At 61.0% G+C, this 13,594-nt stretch carries 17 protein-coding genes; 5 read left to right on the top strand and 12 right to left on the bottom strand.

The window, feature by feature from the left end; translation table 11 throughout:
- The first annotated feature begins 33 nt into the window (after positions 1–33).
- The 3 genes from thiS (at position 34) to trmB (ending at position 1,829) form a co-directional block, all read left to right on the top strand.
- Complete coding sequence (gene thiS / locus KZH41_RS29305; protein WP_176462891.1) at positions 34–234, top strand: sulfur carrier protein ThiS; 201 nt, start codon at positions 34–36, stop codon at positions 232–234.
- 65 nt (positions 235–299) lie between these two features.
- Entirely contained in the window at positions 300–1,094 is a 795-nt protein-coding gene (locus tag KZH41_RS29300; protein ID WP_015886353.1) for a thiazole synthase, read from the top strand.
- A gap of 9 nt (positions 1,095–1,103) precedes the next feature.
- Complete coding sequence (gene trmB / locus KZH41_RS29295) at positions 1,104–1,829, top strand: tRNA (guanosine(46)-N7)-methyltransferase TrmB (protein WP_094949166.1); 726 nt, start codon at positions 1,104–1,106, stop codon at positions 1,827–1,829.
- Between the two features lie 139 nt (positions 1,830–1,968).
- On the opposite strand, the gene KZH41_RS29290 is transcribed toward trmB, so the two are convergent.
- The 9 genes from KZH41_RS29290 to KZH41_RS29250 form a co-directional block, all read right to left on the bottom strand.
- Positions 1,969–2,292, bottom strand: coding sequence for a DUF3392 domain-containing protein (locus KZH41_RS29290; protein WP_016972961.1), 324 nt, complete (start codon positions 2,290–2,292; stop codon positions 1,969–1,971).
- 19 nt (positions 2,293–2,311) lie between these two features.
- Positions 2,312–3,514 (bottom strand): radical SAM family heme chaperone HemW, encoded by a 1,203-nt coding sequence (gene hemW, locus KZH41_RS29285; RefSeq protein ID WP_242153253.1) that lies wholly within the window; start codon positions 3,512–3,514, stop codon positions 2,312–2,314.
- Positions 3,511–4,107, bottom strand: coding sequence for an RdgB/HAM1 family non-canonical purine NTP pyrophosphatase (gene rdgB / locus KZH41_RS29280; RefSeq protein ID WP_263275140.1), 597 nt, complete (start codon positions 4,105–4,107; stop codon positions 3,511–3,513). The genes hemW and rdgB overlap by 4 nt, the downstream gene beginning before the upstream one ends.
- Positions 4,104–4,538, bottom strand: a complete 435-nt coding sequence (locus KZH41_RS29275) for a DUF4426 domain-containing protein (RefSeq protein ID WP_263274147.1) — start codon at positions 4,536–4,538, stop codon at positions 4,104–4,106. Before KZH41_RS29275 ends, rdgB begins: the two co-directional genes overlap by 4 nt.
- A 21-nt stretch (positions 4,539–4,559) precedes the next feature.
- Positions 4,560–5,180: a methionine biosynthesis protein MetW gene (gene metW, locus KZH41_RS29270; protein ID WP_016972957.1), complete on the bottom strand. Its 621-nt coding sequence runs from the start codon at positions 5,178–5,180 to the stop codon at positions 4,560–4,562.
- Between the two features lie 7 nt (positions 5,181–5,187).
- The gene (gene metX / locus KZH41_RS29265; protein WP_094949161.1) at positions 5,188–6,327 is read right to left on the bottom strand and encodes a homoserine O-succinyltransferase MetX; all 1,140 of its coding nucleotides are present in this window, start codon (positions 6,325–6,327) and stop codon (positions 5,188–5,190) included.
- Between the two features lie 116 nt (positions 6,328–6,443).
- Positions 6,444–7,031, bottom strand: a complete 588-nt coding sequence (locus tag KZH41_RS29260; protein WP_094949160.1) for a YggT family protein — start codon at positions 7,029–7,031, stop codon at positions 6,444–6,446.
- 24 nt (positions 7,032–7,055) lie between these two features.
- The gene (gene proC, locus KZH41_RS29255) at positions 7,056–7,874 is read right to left on the bottom strand and encodes a pyrroline-5-carboxylate reductase (protein WP_094949159.1); all 819 of its coding nucleotides are present in this window, start codon (positions 7,872–7,874) and stop codon (positions 7,056–7,058) included.
- Positions 7,875–7,907: 33 nt separating this feature from the next.
- A complete protein-coding gene (locus tag KZH41_RS29250; RefSeq protein WP_094949158.1) occupies positions 7,908–8,594 on the bottom strand; it encodes a YggS family pyridoxal phosphate-dependent enzyme in 687 nt (228 codons plus the stop codon).
- 57 nt (positions 8,595–8,651) lie between these two features.
- Here KZH41_RS29250 and KZH41_RS29245 point away from each other — a divergent pair, with 57 nt between their 5' ends.
- Positions 8,652–9,686 carry a type IV pilus twitching motility protein PilT gene (locus KZH41_RS29245; protein ID WP_242153250.1) on the top strand — a complete coding sequence of 345 codons (1,035 nt, stop codon included), beginning with the start codon at positions 8,652–8,654 and terminating at the stop codon, positions 9,684–9,686.
- Between the two features lie 146 nt (positions 9,687–9,832).
- Here the strand turns inward: KZH41_RS29245 and KZH41_RS29240 are convergent, their stop codons facing one another.
- Positions 9,833–10,474: a C40 family peptidase gene (locus KZH41_RS29240; protein ID WP_094949156.1), complete on the bottom strand. Its 642-nt coding sequence runs from the start codon at positions 10,472–10,474 to the stop codon at positions 9,833–9,835.
- 249 nt (positions 10,475–10,723) lie between these two features.
- On the opposite strand from KZH41_RS29240, the gene KZH41_RS29235 reads away from it, so the two are divergent.
- Entirely contained in the window at positions 10,724–11,152 is a 429-nt protein-coding gene (locus KZH41_RS29235) for an NINE protein (protein WP_242153247.1), read from the top strand.
- A gap of 151 nt (positions 11,153–11,303) precedes the next feature.
- Here KZH41_RS29235 and KZH41_RS29230 read toward each other — a convergent pair whose 3' ends face one another.
- Positions 11,304–12,575 carry a dihydroorotase gene (locus tag KZH41_RS29230; RefSeq protein ID WP_263274146.1) on the bottom strand — a complete coding sequence of 424 codons (1,272 nt, stop codon included), beginning with the start codon at positions 12,573–12,575 and terminating at the stop codon, positions 11,304–11,306.
- A complete protein-coding gene (locus tag KZH41_RS29225) occupies positions 12,572–13,576 on the bottom strand; it encodes an aspartate carbamoyltransferase catalytic subunit (protein ID WP_094949154.1) in 1,005 nt (334 codons plus the stop codon). Before KZH41_RS29225 ends, KZH41_RS29230 begins: the two co-directional genes overlap by 4 nt.
- Positions 13,577–13,594 lie beyond the last annotated feature (18 nt).

The following is a 13,594-nucleotide window of genomic DNA, read 5'->3' as shown; positions in this document are numbered from 1 at the left end:
TGCTGGCCCCTAAAAACGATGGCGGCCCGTGGCATGCGCATTCAGTTGAACGGCGAATCCTTTGAACTGCCCGACGGTGAAACCGTTGCGGCCCTGCTGACCCGTCTGGACCTGACCGGGCGTCGCGTCGCAGTGGAGCTCAACCTGGATATCGTCCCGCGTAGCCTGCACGTCGAAACCGCGCTCACCGAAGGTGATCAGGTCGAAGTGGTCCACGCCATCGGTGGCGGCTAGCCGCCCGGCGCTCAAGGGCGCCATCCCGCATTCTGCAGAACCTCACTCCAATTCGAGGATTTCCCATGAGCATCGTTCGTAGCGACAAGCCCTTCGTCCTGGCCGGTCGCACCTACCAGTCCCGTCTGCTGGTCGGCACCGGCAAGTACCGTGACATGGAAGAAACCCGCCTGGCCATCGAGGCCTCGGGTGCCGAGATCGTCACCTTCGCCGTGCGCCGTACCAACCTCGGCCAGATCGAAGGCGAGCCGAACCTGCTCGAAGTGCTGTCGCCGGATCGCTACACTTTCTTGCCGAACACCGCCGGTTGCTACGACGCCATCGAAGCCGTGCGCACTTGCCGCCTGGCCCGTGAGCTGCTCGACGGCCACAACCTGGTGAAGCTGGAAGTGCTGGCCGACCAGAAAACCCTGTTCCCCAACGTGATCGAAACCCTCAAGGCCGCCGAAACGCTGGTCAAGGAAGGTTTCGACGTGATGGTCTACACCAGCGATGACCCGATCATTGCCCGCCAACTGGCGGAAATCGGCTGCATCGCGGTGATGCCGCTGGCTGGCCTGATTGGTTCCGGCCTGGGTATCTGCAATCCGTATAACCTGCAGATCATCCTCGAAGAAGCCAAGATCCCGGTGCTGGTGGATGCGGGCGTGGGCACTGCCTCCGACGCCACCATCGCCATGGAACTGGGCTGCGATGCGGTGCTGATGAACTCGGCCATCGCCCATGCCCAGCAGCCGATCATGATGGCCGAAGCCATGAATCACGCGATCGTCGCAGGCCGCTTGGCCTACCTCGCCGGCCGCATGCCGAAAAAACTGTACGCCAGCGCCTCCTCGCCGCTGGATGGTCTGATCAAGTAAGAGCCATTGATGACTGAATCAAACGAAACGCCGAACACCGTGGAAGAAGGCGACGAGTCCAAGCACCGCCGCATCAAGAGTTTTGTGATGCGCGCCGGTCGCATGACCGAAGGCCAGCAAAAGGGTTTGGAGCAGGGCACGCCGCTGTTCGTATTGCCATTGGCCGACGCGCCGGTGGATTACGACCAGGTGTTCGGCCGTTCGGCCCCGCGTTCCCTCGAAATCGGTTTCGGCATGGGCCACTCCCTGTTGGAAATGGCCGCAGCCTCGCCGGAGCAGGACTTCATCGGTGTGGAAGTACACCGCCCGGGTGTCGGCGCGCTGCTCAACGGCGTGCTCACCCAGGGCCTGACTAACCTGCGGGTCTATGACTGCGACGCGATTGAAGTGCTCAACCGCTGCATCGCCGACAACAGCCTCGACCGCCTGATGCTGTTCTTCCCGGACCCTTGGCACAAATCCCGTCACCACAAGCGCCGTATCGTCCAGGCGTCCTTCGCGGAACTGGTGCGCAGCAAGTTGAAAGTCGGCGGCATCCTGCACATGGCCACCGACTGGGAACCGTACGCGGAATACATGCTGGAAGTGATGAACGTCGCCCCTGGCTACCGCAACCTGGCCGAAGACGGCAAATGCGTGCCACGCCCGGCTGAGCGCCCGATCACCAAGTTCGAACGCCGCGGCGAGCGGTTGGGGCATGGGGTTTGGGATTTGAAGTTCGAGAAATTGGCGTAACTCGCCACTGATTTGAAATGCAATCCAATGTGGGAGCTGGCTTGCCTGCGATGCAGACACCTCGGTGCATCAGTGATACCCAGGTGATGCTATCGCAGGCAAGCCAGCTCCCACATTTGGTTTTGTGTTGGGTTTGGGGTCAGCGGCGGTCTGCGACGACGCCAATCAACACCAGCACCACCACCAACACGGGTGCCAGGCTGTAGTTATTGAACTGGCTCAGGCCCCGCACAATCCACGGTGTGGCATAGATCAACGCCGCACCGCTACCGATCATGCACACCAGCGCCATCAACGGTACGCGCAATGCACCGGCGATGCTGCCCAGTCGCGCCTCAACCCAGCCTTTGATGTCCGCGCCGAACAGCACCAGCAAGCAGCCGACGAGGGCCAGGGAGATTTCCGACAGGTTGCTACGGCTCCAGCGGGAGACGGTGGCGAGCAGGTCGAGTACCAAATCCATTCGATTTCCTTAAGAGCGATCAGCTCAAAAACGTCTGCAACAGGTCATTGAGAAAGAGTTGCCCGCGGTCGGTCGCCGCCAGGCGTGACGGTTCGACCTGCATTAAGCCACTTTGTTCTGCCTCACGGCGGCCTTCGTCCAGGCTCGCCAGATCAAGGCCGGTGCGCTCGGCGTAGAGCTTGGCGTCAACGCCTTCGGTGAGCCGCAATGCGTTCATCAGAAACTCGAACGGCAGTTCTTCGTTCGTCAGTTCTTTCGCCCCGGCCTGGAAGCTTTTGGCCGGGTTGAGGTAGTCCTTCGGTGCGCGGGTCTTCCAGGTGCGCACGATGCGCCCGTCCGGGTGGCTGAGCTTGCCATGGGCACCGGCGCCGATGCCGATAAAATCGCCGAAGCTCCAGTAATTCAGGTTATGCCGCGCCGGGCGACCCGGTTGGGCATAGGCCGACACTTCATATTGCGCGTAACCGTGTTCGGCCAGCAGCGCCTGGCCGGCTTCCTGGATGTCCCACAATGTGTCGTCTTCCGGCAGCGCGGGCGGCTGGTTCCAGAACACGGTGTTGGGTTCCAGGGTCAGTTGGTACCAGGACAAGTGCGTCGGCTTCAGTGCGATAGCTTGGCGCAAGTCGCTCAGGGCATCGTCCAAGGACTGATCGGGCAAGCCGTGCATCAAGTCCAAGTTGAAGTTATCGAACCCGGCCTGGCGCGCCATGCCCGCTGCGCGCACCGCTTCGTCGCCATTGTGAATGCGGCCCAGGGCCTCGAGCTTTTGCTGCTGGAAGCTCTGGATGCCGATGGACAGACGATTGATCCCCAGCTTGCGGTATGCCACGAACTTCTCTTGCTCGAAGGTCCCGGGGTTGGCTTCCAGGGTGATCTCGATGTCGCCGGCAAACGGGATACGCGCTTGCACACCCTTGAGCAAGCGCCCCAGCGCGGCGGCGCTGAACAGGCTCGGCGTGCCGCCACCGAAAAAGATCGAGCTGAGTTCACGGCCGTAAACCGCGTGCAGGTCTTGATCAAGGTCAGCCAGTAACGCGTCCACATACTCTTCTTCCGGCAGCACTTTGCTCGCGGTGTGGGAGTTGAAGTCGCAATAAGGGCATTTGCGCACGCACCACGGGATGTGGATGTACAGCGCCAAGGGCGGCAGCTGGGGCAGGGCCGCCCGGGGTGTTTGCGCGCCGCCGTGGATCAGCGGCTGCGCAGAGGTGTTTTGGGTCATTTCAGGCTCAGGCGTTGGCGCAGCAAATCCATTGCGCGGGCGCGGTGGCTGATCTGGTTCTTGTCGGCCGGGCTCAGTTCGGCGCTGGAGACATTGCGCTCCGGCACCCAGAACAGCGGGTCATAGCCGAAACCATGCTCGCCACTGGCTGCATGCAGAATGCGCCCGTGCCACAGGCCTTCGCAGAGGATCGGCAACGGGTCATCGGCATGCCGCACCAGTGCCAGCACGCAGACGAACTGCGCGCCACGTTCCGCATCCGGCACGCCCTTGAGGGCGTCCAGCAGCTTGGCGTTGTTGGCCGCGTCACCCTTGCCGTCAGCGTAACGCGCCGAGTAGATGCCCGGCGCGCCGCCGAGGAAATCCACCGCCAGGCCCGAATCATCCGCCAATGCAGGCAAGCCGGAGATACGCGCGGCATTGCGCGCCTTGAGGATGGCGTTTTCGACAAACGACAGGCCGGTTTCTTCCGGCTCCACCTGGCTGAATTCGCCAATCGAGCGCAATTGCACGGATTCACCGAGCATGGCCTGCAATTCTTTGAGTTTGCCGGCGTTATGGCTGGCCAGTACGAGTTGGGTCAGGTTCATTATTCGGCCGGAAACAGTTCTTGGTTGAATTGGAAGCTATGGGCTTTTCCGCCGGTTTCAACGTTGATGGTAAACGTCTTGTATTCACGCTGCGGCACGGAGTAGGGCGCGAGGTAGTTGATTCCGCCTTTCTCGGTGATTTGCTTGAACGTCAATATCTCGGTCTTGCCGCCCAAATCCTTGATGGTGCCGGTCACTTGCGCCGCCACAGAGGTCACGCCCTTGACCACGGTTACATTGATCAAACCTTTGTTCTTGCTGCGCACAACGCCAACTGCCTGGGCGGTTTCCGGTTGCAGGAAGCTGGAGGTGAAGGTGTTGTAATGCACGGTGATATCGCCGAATTCTTTCTGGCGATTACCGTCGATAGTGTCCGCCGCCATGGCGCTGGCGCCCAGGCACGCGGTGAGCAGGAATACAGCCAAACGACTCATGTTCGTCCTCCTTGAAAATGGTTAGACGGCGATTTTGTGGTCTGTGAGGCCAGGACTGCTGACCCGGTAGATACCAATTTCGCCCAATAGGTTGGGCCATAGCTTACTCGCCCAGCCGTGGCGGTGCTGTTGATCGACAGCAAGGCGGTTGATCACCTTGGCTTCACGCTCGCCGCACAAGGCTTCGAAGTCTTCGAAGGTGCAGAAGTGGATGTTCGGCGTGTTGTACCACGTGTACGGCAGGAAATCCGACACCGGCATCCGGCCCTTGGTGGCCAGGTACCAGCGGCAGCGCCAGTGGCCGAAGTTGGGGAAGGTGATGATGCACTGGCGACCCACGCGCAGCATTTCGTCGAGGATGCGGTCCGGGTAGTGCACCGCTTGCAGGGCCTGGGTCATCACCACGATATCGAAGCTGTTGCTGGCAAAGTTGCCCAGACCCTTGTCCAGGTCCTGCTCGATCACGTTGATGCCCTTGGCCACGCACTGGGCGATGTTGTCCGGGTCGTTTTCCAGGCCATAGCCGGTGACTTGCTTGTTGTCGCGCAGCCAGCTCAGCAGTTCGCCATCACCGCAGCCAAGGTCGAGCACGCGGCTGCCGGCGGGGATCCAGTCTTGGATGATTTCCAGGTCGGCTCTCATGGCGTTCTCACAAAGAAATGCGGTTCATGTAGTTGCGAAAGGCCTGCAAGTAACGCGGGATCGGGATCAGGAAGGCGTCGTGGCCTTGCGGCGCATCGATCTCCAGGTAGCAGACGTCTTTCTTGGCGGCCATCAAGGCGTCCACCAGTTCACGCGAACGGGCTGGCGAGAAGCGCCAGTCGGTGGTGAACGACATCACGCAGAACTTGGCCGTGGCGCCCTCGAAGGTTTTCGCCAGGTCATCGTTGAAGTTGGCGGCCGGGTCGAAATAGTCCAACGCCTTAGTCATCAGCAAGTAGGTATTGGCGTCGAAACGCCCGGAAAACTCCTCGCCCTGATAACGCAGGTAGCTTTCCACCTGGAACTCGACGCTGTGGAAGTCGTAGTTGAGCTTCTCGCTCTTGAGGCCGCGGCCGAATTTCTCGCCCATGGAGTCATCGGACAGGTAAGTGATGTGCCCGACCATTCGCGCCAGCATCAAGCCACGTTTGGGGATCACGCCCGCTTCCTGGAACGAACCACCGTGGAACTCAGGGTCAGTGAGGATCGCCTGGCGTGCCACTTCGTTGAAGGCGATGTTCTGCGCCGAGAGTTTTGGTGCCGAGGCGATGGCCAGGCAATGGCGTACGCGGTCTGGGTAGGTGATGGTCCATTGCAGCGCCTGCATGCCGCCCAGGCTGCCGCCGATCACCGCGGCCCATTGGCCGATGCCCAGCAGGTCAGCCAGGCGCGCCTGGCTGTGCACCCAGTCTTCCACGGTCAGTACCGGGAAATCCGCGCCGAACGGTTTGCCGGTTTCCGGGTTGAGGCTGCTGGGGCCGGTGGAACCATTGCAGCCGCCGAGGTTGTTCAGGCTGACCACAAAGAATTTATTGGTGTCGATGGGTTTGCCGGGGCCGATGCAGCTGTCCCACCAGCCGGGCTTGCGCTCGTCGGCACTGTGGAAACCCGCGGCGTGATGGTGCCCGGATAAGGCGTGGCAGATCAGCACGGCGTTGCTCGCCGTGGCGTTCAGTTGGCCGTAGGTTTCGTAGATCAGGTCATAGGCCGGCAGCGAACGACCGCAGGCCAGGGCCAGCGGTTCGCTGAAGTGCGCCATTTGGGGCACGACCAGTCCAACAGAATCGGGGGGGAAGGCAGTTGGCATCGACCCTGCTCTCGTTTAAATGAGGCTTAAGTCTAAAGACCACTGCACCCAGCGGCAAGCAAAGGCCGGAGGTTTAGAGAACGTTCCTGCGCGGGTGCGCAGGAACGAATCGCCAATCAGATCAAGCTGTACAGCAGCGGCGGCATGCCGGTGAACTCGGCGAGGTAGGGGATTACCCAGATTTGCAGCAACTGCAGCGCGATAAATGCAAAAATCGGCGAGATGTCGAGGCCACCCAGGTTAGGCACCCATCGACGAAACGGCGCAAGTACCGGTTCGGTGATCTGCTTAACCAGCTCGGCACCCGGGCTGCGGCTGTCCGGAGCGACCCAGGACAAAATCACGCTGATGATCATTGACCAGAACAGGATCTTCAAAAATAGCGACAAGATACCAATCAGCGCCCATGGCACCATCAGCACCGTGTCAGGTCGCGAGCCCTTGAGCACTACGACCACCGCGAAAAGTGCCAGCTGCAACAGGAACGCCAAGACCAGTGATGACATGTCCAGGCCAAACATGCTCGGCACGATGCGGCGCAGTGGCTTGAGCAGCGGTTGCGTAGCTTTCACCACGAATTGGCACAGCGGGTTATAAAAGTTCGCCCGCACCACCTGCAGGATAAAACGCATCAGTACGATCAGCAGATACAGGCTGCCCAGGGTCTTGATGATGAAAATGACAGCGTCATTGAGTCCGAGCATCATTGTTTCCTTCGTAAGGGGCGACTACTTGCCCAGTTGTTCGGCCATTTCTGCCGAGCGATGCGCGGCGGCGCCGAGGGCTTTTTCCACCAGGGCTTCAAAGCCCCCGGCCTGGAACGATTCGATGGCGGCCTGCGTGGTGCCGCCCGGCGAGGTTACGCGGCGGCGCAACTCGGCGGCGTCCACGTCGCTGCCAACGGCCATCTTCGCAGCGCCCAGCGCGGTTTGCTCAGCCAGTTGCTCAGCCACTTCGTGTGGCAGGCCCAGTTTCACGCCAGCGGCAGTCATGGCTTCGATCAGCAGGAAGAAGTAGGCCGGGCCGCTACCGGAGACGGCGGTGACCGCATCCAGTTGCTGTTCCTGTTCCAGCCACACGGCGATGCCCACGGCGGACAGCAGTTCTTGAGCCTGGTCACGTTGTTCGGCGCTCACTTCGGACGTAGCGTACAAACCACTCACGCCCTGGCGCAGCAGCGCCGGGGTGTTGGGCATGCAACGCACGATCGGCTGGGCGCCCAGCCAGGTGTTCATGCTGGCACAGGTGATACCGGCGGCGATGGAGACCACCAACTGATGCGGCTGCAGGCTCGGGCGCAGGCTCTCACACACCGCCTTCATGGCCTGCGGCTTGACCGCCAGTACGATCACGTCAACGCCTTGGATGGCCTCAGCGTTGTCGGCAAAGGTTTCAATACCGTGCTCGGTGCTGACGCGGGCGCGGGTGTCGGCGCCTGGGTCGCTGGCGCGGATCTGTGTGGCTTCGAGGCCTTTGGCCCGTAAGCCACCGATCAGGCTGGCCGCCATGTTACCGGCGCCGATAAAGGCAATACGCGTGTTGCTCATGACAGGTCCTTATTCAGAGGAAAGTCAGCCATTTCACGGCTGGCCGTAGTCGCGGGCACCAAACAGGGCGGTACCGATCCGCACCCAGGTGGCGCCTTGGGCGATGGCTGATTCAAGGTCGTGGCTCATGCCCATAGAAAGTGTGTCCAGGCCCAAGTTCAGGCTCGCTTGCAGGTCGCGTACTGTCGCGAAGGCTGCATCCTGCTCGGCACGGTCGTCAGTCGGTTCGGGGATCGCCATCAAACCACGCAACGTCAGGCGCGGCAGGGCGCTGATTGCGTTAGCCAGTGCCGGCAGGTCGGCGGGCGTACAGCCGGACTTGCTGGCTTCGCCACTGACGTTGACCTGAATGCAGATGTTCAGCGGCGGCAGCTCGGCCGGGCGTTGTTCGGACAAACGTTGAGCGATTTTCAAGCGGTCCACGGAATGCACCCAAGCGAAGTTCTCGGCGATCGCACGAGTCTTGTTCGATTGAATGGGGCCGATGAAGTGCCAACTCAAGGGCAGGTCGGTTAATTCGGCCTGTTTGCCCAAGGCTTCCTGCAGGTAGTTCTCGCCAAAATCACGCATTCCGGCGGCATAGGCTTCGCGCACGGCTTGTGCAGGTTTGGTCTTGCTCACGGCCAGCAGGTGAATACTGCTTTCGTCACGTTGCACGGCGTGGGCCGCGGCGCGGATCCGCTCGCTAACCAGGCCAATGTTGTCTGCTATCGTCGACATTCAAGATGCACCCGTGGATATGGAGTCCGCGGCATTCTACTGGAAATGGAAAGCCCTATGGATATCACTGAACTGCTGACGGCCAGCGTGCGCCGTGGCGCCTCCGACCTGCATTTGTCAGCCGGCCTGGCGCCGATGCTGCGCGTCGATGGCGAAGTCTGGCCACTGGAAGGACCGACGCTTTCGCCTACGCAAGTTGCGGACATACTCAGCCCTTTGCTCAACCAGCACCAACAAAAGGATTTCGAAACATCTCTTGAAACGGATTTTGCCTTCGAACTGCCGGGCGTGGCGCGGTTCCGGGCCAATGTGTTTCAGCAGAACCGCGGCATGGGCGCGGTGTTTCGCACCATCCCCGCCGAGGTGCAGAGCCTGGAAGGCCTCGGGCTGGGCGAGGTGTTCCGGCGTATCGCGCAACTGCCGCGCGGCCTGGTGCTGGTGACCGGGCCGACCGGGTCGGGCAAGTCCACGACATTGGCGGCGATGATCGACTACCTCAACCAGCACCGGCGCCAGCACATCCTCACCCTGGAAGACCCCATCGAATTTATCCACAGCCCGAAAATGGCCCTGATCAACCAGCGGCAGGTACACCGAGATACCCACAGCTTTTCGTCGGCCCTGCGTTCCGCGCTGCGCGAAGACCCAGATGTGATCCTGGTAGGCGAGTTGCGCGACCTGGAAACCATCCGCCTGGCGCTGACGGCCGCTGAGACCGGGCACTTGGTGTTTGGCACCCTGCACACCACTTCGGCGGCAAAGACCGTGGGCCGGCTGGTGGACGTGTTCCCGGCGGGGGAAAAGGCCATGGTGCGCTCGATGCTCTCGGAGTCGCTACAGGCGGTGGTGTCGCAGGTGCTGGTAAAGAAGGTCGGCGGCGGGCGGGTGGCGGCTCACGAGATCATGCTGGGCACGCCAGCCATTCGTAACCTGATCCGCGAGGACAAAGTGGCGCAGATGGTCTCGGCGATTCAGACCGGTGGGGCGTTGGGGATGAAGACGTTGGACATGAGCTTGAAGGCGCTGGTCAGCGAGGGGCTGGTCAGCCGGGAGGAAGCGCGGGGGCAGGCGAGGGTGCCTGGGGATATCTAAAGGACACTGAGATCGCTGTGGGAGATGGCTTGCACGCGATGACGGTGTGTCAGCTTGCAGAGGTGTAACCTGTCAGCCCGCTATCGCAGGCAAGCCAGCTCCCACATTTGATTGCATTTCAAATGGGGAGCTCAGTGCCTATTGGCTTAGCGCTGCACAACCCGCAGGTTGCTGTTCTGCTCTTTCGGCAGAACTCGCTTGGCAATCACGTAGTTCTTGTCCCAGAACGGCTTTTTCAGCGTGTCGATGCTCACCGACTTGCCACGACGCGGTGCGTGGATAAAGCGGTCGTTGCCCAGGTAGATGGCAACATGGTTGACCTGGCGGCTCTTCAATTTGAAGAACAACAGGTCGCCCGGTTTCAGGTCTTTGCGATCAACCTTCACGCCGTGGCCGGCGGCCATGGCGTTGGAGGTGCGTGGCAAATCCACCGCTTTGACGTCGTTAAACGCATATTTCACTAAACCACTGCAGTCGAACCCTTTACTTGGGCTGCTGCCGCCCCAACGATAAGGAGTACCGAGCACATTCACGGCGCGGCTCAAAACGTTGCTGCTTTGTTTGGTGTTGACTGCCATCAGGCCAGGAACTGCTTTACCGTTGTGGGCCTTGCTCACGTGAGTCGGGCGGTTGACGGTCAGCTTTACCGATTTGGCAGTGCTTGGCGTGCTGTGAACTTTAGGGGTGAAACCGTTGACGTTAGGAAGACGTTGCTCACGATTGGTGGCGTGGGCGGCCAGTGGCATTAATAGGCAGATGGTCAGCCATGTCTTGAAAAATGGTCGCATTCGGCGTGGCTCTTTTTGGTTTGCGCGCAACTTTATAACAGCTTTTTGTGTCGTTCTAAGGCCGTTTGTCGACTGAACCCTGGGGTCAAATTCAGGAAAAACGCGACGAATTGCCGCTATTGTCCTACAGAGGTCAGGTGGCATAAGGCTTTGCGGGAAGGAAGATACCATTTGCCGTGCGTCGGGCGCCCGTAAAAAAGTCACAAAGAAAATGAAAAAATTTATCTATCGAGGCAAAAGAGGTACTCCATGAACACCTATCGACAGGATGTGATGCAGCAGGACACCCACAGCAAGCTGATCGGTTACCTGCTATGGATTTTCGGTTTTACTGGGGCGCACCGCTTCTATTACGGCAAGCCTGTGACCGGGACAATCTGGTTTTTTACCTTTGGTCTTTTCGGTATTGGCTGGCTGATCGACTTGTTTCTGATCCCCGCCATGGACCGCGAGGCGGACCTGCGTTTTACCGCCGGGCCTATCGAATACAACGTGGCCTGGATACTGTTGGCGTTCCTGGGTGTGTTCGGCTTGCACCGCATGTACCAGGGCAAATGGATTACCGGCCTGATCTACCTGCTGACCGGTGGGTTGTTCCTGATCGGGGTGCTGTATGACTTCTGGACGTTGAATACGCAGATTTCGATCCGCAATGCCGAGCGCAATAACGGGCGATAAAGATGCATCCATTTAACGTAGTCACGGCCAATGTGGGAGCCGGGCTTGCCCGCGATAGCATCACCTCGGTGTATCTGACGCACCGTGGTGCCTGCATCGCAGGCAAGCCAGCTCCCACATTAACTGTGCCCACTTTAGATTTTGCGATCTATCAGGCCTGGTAGCTGATCCGCCCATCCACCAAGGTGTACCGCACCGTCGCTGGCAGGCTATGGCCGATGAACGGGCAGTTTTCACCCTTGGACAACCAGTGCTCTCCGGCAACCGTAGAGCTGGCCGGGTCAAACAGCACCAGATCCGCCGCCGAACCCACCGCCAACTTACCCGCCGGCAGGCGCAGGGCCTCAGCCGGGCCAGCGCTCAGGCGCGCGAGCAACGTCGGCAGGTCGAGCAAACCGTCTTCCACCAACGTCATCGCCAACGGCAGCAACAACTCAACGCTGCTGATGCCCGGCTCTGTTGCGCCAAACGGCGCCAGCTTGGCGTCACGCTCGTGGGGCTGGTGGTGGCTGGAGATTGCCGACACCACACCCGACTTCACGGCCGCACGCAACCCTTCACGGTCGGCCAGGGTGCGCAGCGGTGGTTGCACGTGGTAGAGGCTGGAGAAGTCGATCAGCGCCTCATCGGTCAAAATCAGCTGGTACAACGCCACGTCCGCCGTCACCCGCATGCCGCGAGCCTGTGCCTGGGCGATTAATGCCACGCCGCGAGCACTGGTCAACTGGCTGAAGTGCGCACGCACGCCGCTTTGTTCCACCAACAGCAGGTCACGGGCCAGGGCCACGGTTTCAGCGGTTTCCGGAATGCCCGGTAGGCCGAGGAAGCTGGCAACGGCGCCTTCATGGGCCAGGCCGCCTTCGGCCAAGTCGCGGTCCTGGGAGTGGAAGATCACGGTCAGGTCGAAAGTGGCCGCGTATTCCAGGGCACGGCACAGCGTGCGTGTGCTGCGAAAGCTTTCCAGGCCATTGCCGAACGCCACGCAGCCGGCGTCGCGCAGGGCGATCAGCTCGGCGAGCTGTTCGCCTTCCAGGCCTTTGCTCAGGGCGCCGATGGGGAACACTTTGCAATTGCCGGCTTCACGGGCGCGGTCGAGGATCAGTTCGGTCACCGCCGAGGTGTCCAGGATTGGCTTGGTGTGCGGCGGGCAGCACAGGCTGGTGACGCCACCGGCAGCGGCGGCGCGGGTTTCACTGGCGATAGTGCCTTTGCGGCTGTAGCCCGGCTCGCGCAGGGCGACGTTCAGGTCCACCAGCCCAGGCGCGGCCACCAGGCCTTTGGCGTCGATCGTCTGGCTGGCGTTGAAGCCCGCAGGCGCGGCGCCGATGGCGATGATCTTGCCGGCTTCCAGATGAAGGTCGGTGACGTGATCCAGGCCACTGGCCGGATCGATGACGCGAGCGCCAAGTATGCTGAGCTTCACTGGGCGTTCTCCTGCTCGAATTGACGTTGCGCGGTTTGCCCGCTCATGGCCATGGACAACACCGCCATGCGCACGGCGATGCCGTAAGTCACCTGATTCAAGATCACCGACTGGTTGCCGTCGGCCACCGCCGACTCAATCTCCACGCCACGGTTGATCGGGCCTGGGTGCATCACGATGGCATCCGGCTTGGCGCCGGCCAAACGCGCGGTGGTCAGGCCAAACAGGCGGTAGAACTCACCTTCGCTCGGCAGCAGGCCACCGGACATGCGCTCGCGTTGCAGGCGCAGCATGATCACCACGTCCACATCCTTAAGGCCTTCGGTCATGTCGGTGTAAACCTTCACGCCGTACTGTTCGATGCCGATGGGCAGCAGGGTTTTCGGCGCGATCACGCGGATGTCCGGGCAGCCCAGGGCTTTGAGGGCCAGCATGTTCGAGCGCGCCACCCGCGAGTGCAGGATGTCGCCGACGATGGCCACCGAGAGGTTTTCAAAGCCTCCCTTGTGCCGACGAATTGTCAGCATGTCGAGCATGCCCTGGGTCGGGTGCGCGTGACGGCCGTCGCCGCCATTGATAATCGCCACGTTCGGGCACACGTGCTCGGCGATGAAATGCGCGGCGCCGGAGTCGCCGTGGCGCACCACGAACATGTCGGCGGCCATGGCTTCCAAGTTGCGCAGGGTGTCGAGCAGGGTTTCGCCCTTGCTCGCCGACGAGGTCGACACGTTCAGTGTGATCACGTCGGCCGACAACCGCTGGGCCGCCAGTTCAAAGGTGGTGCGGGTGCGGGTGGAGTTCTCGAAGAACACATTGCAGATGGTCTTGCCGCGCAAAAGCGGGACCTTCTTCACCGCGCGGCCACCGACTTCGAGGAACGAGTCGGCGGTGTCGAGGATTTCGGTCAGCAGTTCGCGGGGCAAACCGTCGAGGGACAGGAAGTGTTGCAACTGGCCCTGAGCATTGAGCTGCAGCGGGCGCTTGGCATCTAGAGGCGTCATCGCGGGGACTCTGTACAA

It is taken from the genome of Pseudomonas sp. YeP6b, assembly GCF_025642995.1.
Classification (GTDB): Bacteria; Pseudomonadota; Gammaproteobacteria; order Pseudomonadales; family Pseudomonadaceae; genus Aquipseudomonas.
Note: the sequence above shows the minus strand (reverse complement) of the source record. Positions and strands in the feature narration are given on the sequence as shown.